Origin of the sequence: Salidesulfovibrio brasiliensis JCM 12178 (assembly GCF_001311825.1) — a bacterium.
GTDB classification, from domain to species: Bacteria; Desulfobacterota; Desulfovibrionia; order Desulfovibrionales; family Desulfovibrionaceae; genus Pseudodesulfovibrio; species Pseudodesulfovibrio brasiliensis.
Genome location: NZ_BBCB01000083.1, coordinates 1 through 12,865, shown reverse-complemented (window position 1 = coordinate 12,865; position 12,865 = coordinate 1). Strand labels below are relative to the sequence as shown.

The window sequence follows — 12,865 nt, the reverse complement described above, 5'->3', positions numbered from 1 at the left end:
CGATCTCCCGGTACCATGACATGAAACAGTCGCTTGACCAGATGTCCGAATCGGCATGCCCGCGGGCGGTCTAGCGGTTACTCTCTTGCCCGCCGGAGGTCTTATCTCCCACAAAAAAAGCGGCCCTCCTGTCTAGAGGGCCGCTTTGATAATCTTGATGTATCTTCGTCGATTATTTGGAAGCGCAGCCTGCGCCGCAACCTTTGCCGATCTTCTTGATCGGCTCGTCAGGGTCGATGGCGGATATATCGTCTTCGCTGTCGAGATGGTTGGTTTCCTTGGCGAACTCCACCAGCTCGTCGAACATTTTCTGCACTTCTTCGGTGGGCATGTTGTCGCGGCTGACGTAGCGGGCGTATTCTGCGCCTTCAAAGCCTTGTGCCCAGTCACGGGTCTTGAGGTCTGTCCATACGCCGACCTTGTAGGTCTCGATGGGCTTGTTGACCTGACGCAGAGTGACTTCCCATTCTTCGTATTCTTTGGGGTCGTCAAGAGTTTCGGCGGGCTTGGAGGCGTGAACGTTGCTGGCCTGAATGGAAGCGACGATCTTGAAGCCGATGCCGATTTCTTTGAAGAAGCGACCGAATTGTTCATGACGGGTTGCTTCTTCGAGATAGTCACGGAAATCTATTGCCATGATGGTTCTCCTTGAGGTTTGGACACATCTTTTTCACAGAAAACAGCGGGAAAGACAAGCACTCCTTGGACATATGGCGGGTTCTGTCAGCCCACAGCGGCGAGGATGATCGGGATGGTGAATGCTGAAAGAGCTGTCTGTACGGTGATGACGGCGGCCATGGCTTCGTGGTCGCCGCCCATCTGGCGTGCGAGGATGAAGGAGGAGGCCGAGACCGGGATGGCGGTGAAGATCACGGCTGCGCGCAGGGAAAGCTCTGTACCGCCGAGTAAGAATCCGATGCAGAGCGCGACGAGAGGGAGCAGGATGAGGTGTGCGGCCGAGCTTGTCAGGGCGGGCCGGAGGTGCCCGACGGTTGCGGAGGGGCGAAGTCCTGCGCCGACTGCCAGCAGGCCCATGGGCAGGGCGGCGCTTCCGGTGATTCTGAGCAGTGAATGCACCGTTTCCGGCAGCGTGAGGTTCAGGGCGTTGAGGGTGAGGCCGAGCACACAGGCAAGGATGAGCGGGTTGCCGACAAGTTGCCGGACGATGCCGAGAGGGCCGGTCGCGAGGTTGGTGCCGTGTCGGGCGAGGACGATGACGCAGAGGACATTTACCAGTGGAATGGAGACGAGCAGGGCCACGGCGGAGAGGCGCATCCAGTCCGGGCCGAGCAGGGCTGCGGCAAGGGAGAGCGCCACGTAGGTGTTGGGTCGGATGCTGCCTTGAAAGAGCGAGGTGAACACGGGGCCGGTCACGGAGAGCCTTGGCCGCAGGGCCAGCATGAGCGTGGCGACGATGATCAGTGCGCCGCCCACGGATAGGGCGAGCGTGAGCATCTCTGCACCGAACTGTCGCCCGGAAAGGCCGCTGACGAGCATGGCCGGAAAGAGCACGTAGTAGGTCAGTCGTTCCGAGGCGGGCCAGAAGTCCCGGGAGGGGAAATCCATGCGGTGCAGCAGCAGGCCAACGAGGATGAGGAAGAAGACCGGGGCCACGGCCAGCAGGACCTCATGCATCTATGGCTCCGGTATGGTCGGCATGGCCGCGAATTTGGGCTCGTGCAGCGGCAGGATCATGTCTGCGGAGTTCTTGGCGCGCACGAGAATGTCGTATGCTTCATTGGCATTGATATGGGTGCCCGGCGGGATCACTTCCATCTCCATGGCCCGCACTTCCTGAGGCGGGTAGAGGTTTTCGAGGATGGTGCAGAAGCCGCAGATCATGACCGTTCCCGCGGTGGTTTCCACAAGGATGGACATGCCGCCTTCGGTGTGTGCGGGGGTGTGGATCATGCGGATGCCGGAGAGCGGCTCGGCGTCGCCGCTCAGGACTTCGAGCTGTCCGTTATCCTCTACGTCGTCGATGAAATCCTCAAGATAGCGGAAGTCCAACGGATGCGGGTCGTGAATGTGTTCCAGTTCCTTTTCATGCACGTAGATGCGGGCGTTGGAGCATTTCCAGTCGTTCTCGCAGTGGTCGTTGTGGAGATGGGTGTGCAGGATGACGTCCACATCCTCGGGTTTGATGCCATATTGGGCAAGGCCTTTTTCGAAAGTGTGGATGGGGCCGCCGATGGCCTGCTCGCGATCCGGGGAGATGACCGGGCTCATTTCGCCGGTATCCACCAACACGGTCTTGTCGCCGCCCTCAAGATACCAGCAGTAGATGGGGATGGTGTAGGGCGTGCCATAGTCGTGCTGGTAGGTCATCATGCCCTTGTCGAACACCTTGGTGCCCATCACGATGGGGTGAATGGTCCACTTGGTCATATTTGCCTCTCGTTCAAAGGGTTTTTGTGCAGGATACTCCCAATGGCGAGGAAGGCAAGTCCTTCTAGAGAATCACGCCCACCACCGCGCCTGTGAGCAGGGTGGCGGCCGTGCCTGAGAGCACCGAGCGCATGCCGAGGGCGACAATCTCGTCGCGGCGTTCCGGCACCATGGCGTTCAGCCCGCCGATCATGATGCCGAGGCTGCCGAAGTTGGCGAACCCGCACATGGCGTAGGTCATGATAAGCCTGCTGCGCTCCGAGAGAGCATCCGTCGGCAGTGCCGCGAGGTCGAGATAGGCGATGAACTCGTTGAGCACTGTCTTGGTGCCCATGAGCTGCCCGGCGGCGTGGGTTTCGGCCCACGGGATGCCGATAAGCCAGACCACCGGCTGCATGAACCAGCCGAGGATGCGTTGCAGGGTCAGCGGCTCGGCAGCGACTTCGGGCAGGAAGGCGAGGACGGTGTTTGCAAGCGCCACCAGCGCCACCAGCACGATGAGCATGGCGATGACGTTGAGGAATATCTGCAGGCCGTCTGCGGTGCCTTTTGTCACGGCGTCCATGGAGCTGCTGGCCATCTGGGGCGGTTTGGCGTCGCCTTGAGTGGCGCTTTGCGTTTCCGGGACCATCAGGTGCGCCACCACCAGCGCGGCCGGGGCCGAGATGATGGAAGCGGTAAGGATATGCCCCACGGCGTTGGGCACGGCTTCGCTGATGAACTGCGCGTAGAGGAGCAGCACGGTCCCGGCGATGGTGGCCATGCCGCCGGTCATGAGCGCGAAAAGTTCGCTGCGGGTCATGCGGGCAAGGTATGGCTTGATGAAAAGCGGGGCCTCGATCATACCCACGAAGACGTTTGCGGAGACGCCGACGCCGAGCGCGCCGCCGATGCGCATGGTCTTCTTGAGCAGCAGGGAGAAACCCTGAACGATGAGGGGCAGGATGCGCCAGTAGTAGAGCAGCGCGGACAGGGCGCTGACTACAATAATCAGCGGCAGTGCCTGAAAGGCCAGGACATATGCGGCGCCGGGGTATGGTTCCTCAAAGGGCAGTGGGCCGCCGCCGAGATAGCCGAACACGAAGGTCGTGCCTTCGCGGGTGGCGTCCGAGATGGCGTTTACCGCCTCGTTGAGCGCGGCGAAGACGCTTTCAATGCCGGGAACCTTGAACATTATCAGCGCGATGGCGAACTGGAGCCCAAGCCCCGCCAGAATGGCCGGGACGCGGACCGCCTTGCGGTTTTCGCTCAGCAGCCACAGCAGACCGGTCAGGATCACAATCCCGGCAACACTTTGCAACTCTTGCATATATCCCCCTAATTCAGTGCAGGTGCTTTGGCATACACCGGGGCGGAATACGGGGCAAGCGGCTTAGCGGCGGGGGAGCATGGGCAGCAGGAACAGAGCGGCGAGGAGCAGGCAGCCCTGCCCGGCAAAGCCGAGGCCGAAGTGGCCGTGGTCGCCCAGCCAGCCCAGCACCGTGGGCGTCAAACCGAGCCCGATGCTGGCGGATATGGGGGTAAGCAGGGACACGGCGAGGCTGCGTTCCTCGGCCTGAAACGTTGCAGAGAGCAGCGCGAAGGCCGGAGGGTAGAAGAGGACGGAGAGCGCGGGCTGGATGAGTACGGCGGCCTTGAGGGCCGGGCCTGATGTAAGCCCGAGAAAGACGGTGGCCGCGCCCACGAGGGCGAGGTAGAGGCCGACTGCGGCGCGTCCGCCGAGGCGGTCGGTGATCCAGCCTGCGGCAAAGGGGATAACGATGCCTGCCACGCGCGCTGCGGCAAGAAGCTGGTTGGCGGCGACACGGTCCATGCCGTGGTCGGTGACGAGGTAGAGCGTCAGCATGGAATAGGGGCCGATGCTCGCGCCCACGGCGATGCTGAAAAGCAGGGCGAAGAGCCAGAAGAGCGGGCGGCGCAGGATCGGGAGCGCGGATTTCGGGGAGAGCGGAATGCCGGGGAAATCCGCCCCTTTGCCGCGCAGGAAGAAGAGCAGTCCGACGACGATCTGTAGTGCGCCGAGGAGGCGGAAGGCATCGCGCCAGTCGCCTGCGAGCACTGCCGCCTCGGCCAGGAGCGGGGCAGCCACAAAGGCGATGTTGGGCGCCAGCTCATGAACGGCCATGGCCTTGCCCCAATCCTTTTTCCGGGTCAGGACGGTGACGGATGCCACGCCCGAGGCAGGTAGATGCCGGAGACGAAGCCAAGGAGCAGAGTGAGGAGCGAATGCCGGAAAAGTCCGTGCTGGTGCTGACAAGAAGGCTTGCCAGTCCAACGAGCAGGCTGCACAGGGCCACGGTTCTGCGGTGGCCGAGGCGTCTGGAAACGAGGCCGTTGCAGAGCAGGCCTGCCGCGTTGCCCACGCCGATCATGAGAAAGATGCTTCCTGCCTGCGCGTGCGTCAGGCCCAGCTCTTCGCGGATGACGGGCATGAGCGGTCCGAAGATGATCCGGCCCAGAAAGTTGAGCAGGAACAGCGCGGCGATAAACAGCACCCACTTCAGCGCCGTGTTGAAGGGCATGTCGTTGTTTGTCTCAATCATTGCCATATTTCCCTCGGGCGGGCATACTCGCTGAAACATGGCCGTGCAAGGTGAAAAATGCGTGGAGGTCGGGTGTTGTTATGGCTACATGACTTGACCGGTACCCCTTAAACCGTTAACAAAAATACTTGCCCAGAGCCGGAAGCCGGCTGCGGGATTCGTGTCGGACGCTGTTGTATCGAGGCGTGAGAGCCGATCTGTCTACAGGATTTTTCCGAGAGGAGTAGTTTATGGACGTCGAACTGGCGAAACCATTCATCAAGGCTGCAGTGGACGTGTTGTCCACCATGGCATTTATTCAGCCCAAGGTTGGCAAACCCTACGTCAAAAAGAACAACACTGCCGTTGGCGACGTCACCGGACTCGTGGGGCTCACCGGCGACAAACAGGGCAGCGTTTCCATGTCGTTTGACAAGAAATGTGCCGTCAACATCGTCAAGAACATGCTGGGCGACGAGATTGACGACATCATGCAGGATGTCAAGGACGCGGTCGGGGAACTGACGAACATGATCTCCGGACAGGCCCGAGCCGGTCTCGCCGAGCGCGGGCTGGTCTTCGAAGGCTCTACCCCTTCGGTCATCATGGGCGACAACCATACCATCTCTCATGTGGCGAAAAACCCCATCATGGCGATCCCCTTTTCCACGGACCATGGTGGCTTCACCATCGAATTTTGCTTCGAGTAGTAGAAGTTATTGATAAAAACGGAGCACCTCATGCCGCTTCTCGATGATTTCCGCAAAAAAGAATTTCTGGACCAGATCACGGTCCTGAACGAAATAGCGGGCAGCAAGGATCCATCGGCCCTACCGGGGCTTATCGACCTTCTCAAATCGCCCGTAGGGGATACCTCCATCGATTACATGGTGGTCAATGCCCTGAACGCGGTCCTCTCCCAGGATGAAGACCGTACCGTGGAGGGGCTCACTGACAGCCATCCCGGATTCCGGATCCTCTGCATCCGCGTTGCCGGAGAGCATCGGTTCACCAAGGCCGCCACTGTGCTTACCAAGCTGGCCGAGACCGAGGACGATCCTGACCGGCTCATGGAAATTCTCACGTCGCTTTCGCATATCTCCACGCCGGAAACCCTGCCCGTTTTTCGCAAGTTCATGCAGAACGACGACCCCTTCATCCAGTCGCTGTGCATTGAGGCGCTGGGCAAGCTCAAGGACGAGGAGTCCGTGCCCGCCCTCAAGCAGGTTGTGAACGAGAGCGAGGCGCCCGAACGCTACGAAGTCTGCGAGATTACCACATGGAAGGCGGTGGAGGCGCTGGCTTCCATCCAGACGGACGAGACGCTGGCCTTCCTTGTGGAGAAGCTGCACCACAAGAACCCCACGGTCCGCCGCATCATCACCGACGCCATGATTTCCATTGGCAATCAGGTGATCCCGCTGCTTCTCGCCGCATTCGAAAAGGGCGACGAAGACCACAAGATTCTTTCCGCCAACGTGCTCGGCTTCATCGGCGACAAGGCTTGTGCCGATGGTCTGGTGGCGGCTTTCGACAAGGGGCTGGCCACCACCGCGAACGTCCGTTACGCGCTTTTCGAGGCCCTTGGCCGCGTGGGCACCATGAAGGGCATCATCTGCCTTGTGGACGGCCTGAACGAGACCGAGGAGCTGACCCTCATGGCGGTGGTGACCGGGCTTGAACGACACGTGAATCCCGGCATGGTCAGCCAGCTCACCAAGCGCATCAGCGCGGCTGACGATCAGGCCGAACGGCTTGCCAAAGCCGTCATCAATGCCCGTGCCGCCCGTCTGTTCGACGCGCTCTACGAGAACGCCGGGGCCGGTGACATGCTCATCGACGCGCTGTCCGAATCCCGCGACCCGGAAATCATCGAGGAGTTCCGCTCCCTGCTGGCCGAAATCGGCGGCAGCCGCGCGGACGAGGACATGGCACGCCTGCCCGAAATCGAGACCGGGGCACGCAAGGCACTGGCCGCGGACGACTCCAAGTCCATGTGCGCCATGCACCGCGCCATCCTCACTGACCTGGGCTTCGAGCCGTTCATCGCCACCAACGGTCAGGAGGCCTTCGAGTTCATCGAGCAGGGCGAGGACTTCGACATTATCCTCACCGACATGAACATGCCCGTCATGGACGGCATGGAGTTGGTGGGCAAGGTTCGCAACACGCCGGGCTTCGAGGACACGCCGATCATCATGGTCACCACCGAGTCCGAAGGCTCCCAGCAGAATCTGGCCGAAAAGACCGGCGTGACCGCGTTCATCACCAAGCCGTTCAAGCCGGACGAACTCAAGGCCAAGATCAACGAACTGCTCTAGTCAACTGCTAGAAACACTTCGGGCCGCCCAGACGAATGGGCGGCCCGTTTTTTGTGTTCGGAATATGTTTCGGTGCTGGTCATCCGATGAATTCAGACAGCTTCTTCTGCCAGATTACGTAGCCGATACCGTTGATGTGCACGCCGTCGTAGGTGTAACGCTCCGCAAGCTCTCCACTCTGGTCCTTGAACAGGGAAGCGACGTCGATGTAGTGAATTCCTCTGTCCAGACAGTATTTTCTGACGTGATCGTTGATGTACTCGATGCTTCTGTTGTCAATCCAGTATTTTGAAATGCGATTGTTTACTGGGAGAATGCTCTGCACGTAAATGGTGGTCGATTCGGACCTGTCTGCAACGTATCCGATCAGTTGGAGAACCCTGTTGAGTGATGCATGAACGTCATTCGTGTTAAAGAGATCGTTCGCCCCGGCCATGATGAATAGTTTTTCCGGTTCATGGCGCAGGATGGAATCCACGCGTTGGAGCATGGCATGTGCGGTGTCGCCGGAGATGGCTCTGTTTCTGATGCGGGTGGAATTGAAGAGTTCGTGCCATTCAGCCTGCGCCATGTTGGAGGCTCCCAGCATGACGATGGAATCCTTCTCCACCGGCAGGATGTCAAAGACTTCCATTCTGGCGACTCGTGTCGCTGTGGCCCCAGTGTTATGCGTTACCTTGAAATAGATATACCGCCATCCGCCAAGAGACTGGATAAGCACGACCAGCGCCACGGTGATTACGGTGCAATAGAAAAGAAGTCCGAAGGAAAAGAACTTGTACTGTTTCATGGTTTCTCCCTAGCGTAGCCGTCTTTATCATTGCAGCCACCGTGCAATCAATACGGCCGGGCGAAAATGAGAGAAAATACTATATCGTGGTGGATGTTCCCGAGCGTTGTCGTGGCAGGTGCCGAGAGCGTGGGGTAATGGCATGGTTGTCATGCGATACGTGTTTATGGCACTGCCCGTTCTACCGCGTTGACACCCTGTCCGGCTGGTCGTATCTAGCCTTACTGGAGAAACCATGGGCCGACTCACTGAACGACTGAGCGCCGAGCACGAGCGCTTCCTGACCGACCTGTTTCCGGGCGACGAGTGCACGCTTTCCGAGGCGTGCCGGGCGGTGCACGGTGTGGATTCTAGTCGGCTTTCCGGTGACGTGCTGGCCGTGGTCCGGCCCCGTACCGAGGAGCAGGTGGCCGAGGTTTTGCGGTTTGCCGAGGCCGAGCGGATAGCGGTCATGCCCCGGGCGCGGGGTACCGGAACCGTGGGCGGCTGCGTGCCCGCCGTGCCGGGCATCGTGATCTCCCTGCTTGGCATGAACAGGATTCTGGACCTTGATCCGGACGACTTTGTGGCCGAGGTGGAGCCCGGGGTGATAACCGGCGACCTCCAACGCGAGGCCGCCAAGCTGCATATGCTGTATCCGCCCGACCCTGCCAGCTCCGGCTTCTCCACCGTGGGCGGCAACGTCGCCACCTGTGCGGGCGGACTGCGGGCCGTCAAATACGGCGTGACCCGCGACTACCTGCTCGGGCTGGATGCCGTCCTCCCCGGCGGGCGCGTTCTGCGCCTTGGCGGGCGCTCCCACAAGGATGTGGTCGGGCTCGATCTCAAGCGGCTTTTCTGCGGTTCGCAGGGCAAACTGGGGGTCGCCACCCGGCTGGTCATGAAGCTTGTCCCGAAGCCTGAGGCCACCGCTTCGGTGCTGGCCGGTTTTTCCGGGATGCGCTCCGCCCTTGAGGGGGCTGCCAGTCTGTTTCGGGCAGGCATCCTTCCGGCGGCGTGTGAGTTCATGGACCGGGCCACACTGTCAGCTATTCGCCAGAGCGACGACTTGCCGCTTCCTGCCGAGACCGGGGCCGCGCTCCTGCTACAGGTTGACGGCTCCGAGCGCGCCGTAAAGGCAGAGACCGAACGGATGCGTCAGGCCCTTGACGACTCCGGGCCGCTGTCGCTCCTTGAGGGGCGCGGGGAAGACGAGGCCGCCCTGTGGGATGTGCGGCGCAAGATCAGCCCGGCATCATTCAACCTTCGACCGGACAAGATGGGCGAAGACATCGCCGTGCCGCGCGGGAGGGTTCCGGATGCGGTGGAAGCATGTCACCGGATTGGCGACCGCTTCAGCCTGCCCATCATGTGCTTCGGGCATCTCGGAGACGGCAATATCCATGTGAATATCATGTATAATGCCACATGGCCGGAAGAGGCAGAAGCCGCGTTGGCAGCCAAGGTTGAGGTCTTCAGGCTCGCGCTCTCCCTCGGCGGAACCATTTCCGGCGAGCATGGCACAGGGCTGACCAAGAAGGATTTCGTGCCCGAACAGCTCGGCGAGTTCGAGCGGGCCGTAATGCAGGACGTCAAGGCCGTGTTCGATCCAAGCGGTATCATGAATCCGGGAAAAGGGTGGTAACCTACCGAATTTGCTCACGAGTGTGCATAAATGGCACGCGTCGTTCTTCCCTTTTCCGCATGGTTGTTGCCGATTATAAAAAATAACACATTCATATAACCGAAAGAATAAGCTTTTTTTGAAGCCCGGTTCCACGAATGGTGGAACCGGGCCTTTTTTGGCATGCACTCTGCAAACAGTCACGCGATACAGGGCAAACGTATACGTGTGGCCGCAGCCGGAAGGTCCACGTGCGGTTTCAGCGGGAAGAGGTCCCGAAGAAAACCGTCGGCAATCCGGCAGAGGAGTGAGCAAAAAGTGGAACATGATATCAGAAAAATCAAAACTCACGGTGAGTTGCGTGAATGTATTGATCTTCAGCGCAGGATTTGGGGGCTTGACGATCACGGAACCATGTCGCCCGTGACACTCAAGGCGCTGACCTTCGACAATCCGTATATGAGCGTGAACCTCGGGGCGTTCGTGGACGGCGTACTGGCCGGATTCATGCTGGTCATCCCGTCTTTCCAGACGGACATGGCCTATGCGCACATGTTCGGCGTGCTGCCCGAATATCGGAATATGGGTGTCGGCAGCGCAATCTACCGGGAGATGATGATTCAGCTCACGGAGCGGGGCATCAAGAGCATGGCGGGCACGTTCGACCCGCTGGAGTGCAAGAACGCGCATATCTACCTGAACAAGATGGGTGCAGAGGCGTACGGCTACGTGCCGGAGTGCTATGACGTGGATTGCGAGATGCATCGCGGCCTGCCGCTGGACCGGATGCTGTTGAGCTTCCCGGTGACCACCGAGGTCCCGGTCAAGAAGCCCGAGGCCGAAGCCCCGCTGGCCACGGCAGAAGAGATGCCCGCCGAGGACAAGGTGCTTGTCGAGATTCCGCGCAATCTGGCGGAACTCAAGAAGGCCGACCTCTCTACTGCGGCACGTTTTCGCATGACCACACGTGAAATTCTCTCCGAGTACCTGAACAACCGGGGCTATCGCGCCACCGGCGTGGTGTTGCCCGAAACCGGGGAGACCGGAAGGTATCTCCTCGAGCGCGGGAGGGCGGCATGAACGTGCAGACCATGCTTGCAACGCAGGCCCAGCAGGCTCTCGCCCACCAGTCGGGCGACTATGTGAGCAAGGACGTGGACGAGCAGGCCTACATTCAGGAGCTGATGGACCTGAATGGGCTGGAAACGGTGTACCGTTTCGACATCGGCAAGAACACGGACGGCGTCACCCCGCTCATTCGCGGGATGCTGACCCTGCCCGAACTGGCGGACACCGTGACCCGAAACATCGTCGAGTATCCGGACAACCATTTTCGGCACTTGAAGCGCCAGATCGCCATGCGTCACGGCATCGACCCCCAGTGGCTGGCCTTCGGCGCAGGGCTGGAGTCGGTCATCGACCAGATCTGCCGTGCCGTGATCGAGCCGGATGACAAGGCGCTCATCCCGGTGCCCAACTTCAGCGTGTTCGAGGATATGTCCCGGCGGTGCGGGGCCGAGATTCTGCCCGTGAGCACCTCGCCCCCGGATTACCGCTGGACCGCCATGACCACCCGCAAGATCGTGGAGCACCTGCATCGCGACCTGCCCAAGGTCATCTGGATCAGCAACCCGGTGAACCCCACCGGCCAGTATCTGCCGCTCTCGGTCATCAACGAGGTCTGTGAAAACGCCCTGCACACCGGCACACTGGTGGTGGTGGACGAGGCTTACGGCGAGTATGCGGACAGGGACGACGCGGTTGTCAGCGCCAGCAGGCTGCTGCAGGAACATCCGCACCTGATGGTGCTGCGGACGTTCTCCAAGATGTACGCGCTGCCGAGCGCGCGGGTGGGCTACCTGATGTGCTCCACCCCGGAGCTGCTGCGGGCCGTGGACGCATTCAGGCCAACTTTCCCGCTGCCGTGGTCCTCGCTGCACACCGCGCAGATAGCCATCATGGACGACCCGTATGTATGTGCATGTCGCCGCCGGACAGAGCAGCGCAGAAAACGGCTCCTGCCCGAACTGGAGAGCATCACCGGCATCGTACCGATTTCCTCGCAGACCAACACGGTCATGTTCCGGCACCGGTCCCTGCCTGCCCGCGAGCTTGCCGACAGGCTGGCGGCCAAGGGCTTCCTGACCGCAAATCTCAACAACGTGACCGGCATCGAAAACCGCGGGTTCTTGCGGATGACGGTTCGCAGTGGGGCTGAAAACGCCCTGTTCGTGAAGGCGCTGGCCGCGGTTGCCAACTAGTCGACGAGTGACTATGCCTATTTCACGGCCGGGACGCCTCCAGGCGTCCCGGCCCCAGGAGGCATTGTCACATGGACTGCATACTCTGCGGAAAATGCATGGAAGTCTGCCCGCTGCTGCGGGCCACCAGCCGGGAGGAGCTCTCCCCCCGGAGCAAGATGCTGCTCGGCACCATGGAAGGGGAAGACCCCGCCCGTCTGGCCTCGCTGTGCCTCGGCTGCGGCCGGTGCCGGGAGAAGTGCCCGCAGGGCGTGGACGTACCCGCGGAAGTGGCCCGCCTGCGCGCCGAGCATCCTGATTTCCATGCATGGCTCTGGAAGACGTGGCTGACCCGTGCGCGGGAGCTGTGGCCTTCCACCGGGCTTGTCTCCAAACTGATCCCTTCCCGCTTTCAGCCGGAAAAACTCGGCCCCATGCTCAAGATGCTCGATGACGTTCGCTCGGGTCCGGGCGTGGCTCCGTTCGTCACCGTGACCGAATTTGGCGACGCCCTGCGCGGCGAGCCGGTAATGCTCTTTGCCGGATGCACGGCCAGCCACGCCCGTAAGCGCTGGCTGCGCGTTTCAAAGGAGCTGCTCAGCGGCCTCGGCGCGGTCCTGTTGCCGTCACGGTTCGAGTGTTGCGGCGGTTCCCTGCGGCTTGCCGGGTGTCCTGACGACGCGGACCGCCTCTGCGAACGCAATGTGAACGCATGGCGCGATAACGGCAGGCCGACCATTGTCACGCCCTGCGCCTCCTGCCTGCATTCGCTTCGTGCATATCCCGAGCGGATGTTCGAAGATGAATTGGAAGCAGAGCAATGGGCAGGAAGCCTGTTGGCACTGTCAAGTGCTTTACATGATTGTCGATATGAGCTATCCGACGTGCGGCCCGTCTCTATCGGGTATCATAAGCCATGTCATGTGGTCGGCCGCGACGCGGACGCCGCCCTTGTCGAAGCGATGCTCGGCCGGGAGCCCGACGCCCGGACCGTGACGGAG

13 protein-coding genes are annotated in these 12,865 nt (G+C 60.9%); 6 read left to right on the top strand and 7 right to left on the bottom strand.

The features are described from left to right. Positions 1–172: 172 nt before the first annotated feature. The 6 genes from JCM12178_RS14665 to JCM12178_RS20375 all read right to left on the bottom strand — a co-directional run bounded on the left by JCM12178_RS14665 (position 173) and on the right by JCM12178_RS20375 (position 4,931). Complete coding sequence (locus JCM12178_RS14665) at positions 173–637, bottom strand: hypothetical protein (protein WP_054652419.1); 465 nt, start codon at positions 635–637, stop codon at positions 173–175. A gap of 86 nt (positions 638–723) precedes the next feature. Further along, positions 724–1,635, bottom strand: a complete 912-nt coding sequence (locus JCM12178_RS14660) for an AEC family transporter (RefSeq protein WP_054652417.1) — start codon at positions 1,633–1,635, stop codon at positions 724–726. After that, a complete protein-coding gene (locus tag JCM12178_RS14655) occupies positions 1,636–2,388 on the bottom strand; it encodes an N-acyl homoserine lactonase family protein (protein WP_054652415.1) in 753 nt (250 codons plus the stop codon). A gap of 64 nt (positions 2,389–2,452) precedes the next feature. Then, positions 2,453–3,697 (bottom strand): NupC/NupG family nucleoside CNT transporter, encoded by a 1,245-nt coding sequence (locus JCM12178_RS14650; protein ID WP_054652413.1) that lies wholly within the window; start codon positions 3,695–3,697, stop codon positions 2,453–2,455. Positions 3,698–3,760: 63 nt separating this feature from the next. Further along, entirely contained in the window at positions 3,761–4,561 is an 801-nt protein-coding gene (locus JCM12178_RS14645; RefSeq protein WP_083465965.1) for an MFS transporter, read from the bottom strand. Beyond that, positions 4,500–4,931, bottom strand: a complete 432-nt coding sequence (locus JCM12178_RS20375) for an MFS transporter (RefSeq protein WP_054652409.1) — start codon at positions 4,929–4,931, stop codon at positions 4,500–4,502. Before JCM12178_RS20375 ends, JCM12178_RS14645 begins: the two co-directional genes overlap by 62 nt. 230 nt (positions 4,932–5,161) lie before the next feature. Here JCM12178_RS20375 and JCM12178_RS14635 point away from each other — a divergent pair, with 230 nt between their 5' ends. After that, positions 5,162–5,620 carry a chemotaxis protein CheX gene (locus JCM12178_RS14635; protein WP_054652407.1) on the top strand — a complete coding sequence of 153 codons (459 nt, stop codon included), beginning with the start codon at positions 5,162–5,164 and terminating at the stop codon, positions 5,618–5,620. Between the two features lie 30 nt (positions 5,621–5,650). After that, positions 5,651–7,231 (top strand): HEAT repeat domain-containing protein, encoded by a 1,581-nt coding sequence (locus JCM12178_RS14630; protein ID WP_054652405.1) that lies wholly within the window; start codon positions 5,651–5,653, stop codon positions 7,229–7,231. A 79-nt stretch (positions 7,232–7,310) separates the two neighbouring features. On the opposite strand, the gene JCM12178_RS14625 is transcribed toward JCM12178_RS14630, so the two are convergent. After that, positions 7,311–8,021, bottom strand: a complete 711-nt coding sequence (locus JCM12178_RS14625) for a GDSL-type esterase/lipase family protein (RefSeq protein ID WP_054652403.1) — start codon at positions 8,019–8,021, stop codon at positions 7,311–7,313. 235 nt (positions 8,022–8,256) lie between these two features. Here JCM12178_RS14625 and JCM12178_RS14620 point away from each other — a divergent pair, with 235 nt between their 5' ends. The 4 genes from JCM12178_RS14620 to JCM12178_RS14605 all read left to right on the top strand — a co-directional run. After that, positions 8,257–9,645: an FAD-binding oxidoreductase gene (locus tag JCM12178_RS14620; protein ID WP_054652401.1), complete on the top strand. Its 1,389-nt coding sequence runs from the start codon at positions 8,257–8,259 to the stop codon at positions 9,643–9,645. Positions 9,646–9,942: 297 nt separating this feature from the next. Next, positions 9,943–10,704 carry a GNAT family N-acetyltransferase gene (locus tag JCM12178_RS14615; RefSeq protein WP_054652399.1) on the top strand — a complete coding sequence of 254 codons (762 nt, stop codon included), beginning with the start codon at positions 9,943–9,945 and terminating at the stop codon, positions 10,702–10,704. After that, positions 10,701–11,885: a pyridoxal phosphate-dependent aminotransferase gene (locus tag JCM12178_RS14610; RefSeq protein ID WP_054652397.1), complete on the top strand. Its 1,185-nt coding sequence runs from the start codon at positions 10,701–10,703 to the stop codon at positions 11,883–11,885. Before JCM12178_RS14615 ends, JCM12178_RS14610 begins: the two co-directional genes overlap by 4 nt. A 71-nt stretch (positions 11,886–11,956) precedes the next feature. Then, positions 11,957–12,865, top strand: a 909-nt coding sequence (locus JCM12178_RS14605; RefSeq protein WP_054652395.1) for a 4Fe-4S dicluster domain-containing protein, incomplete at its 3' end; no start/stop codon positions are given.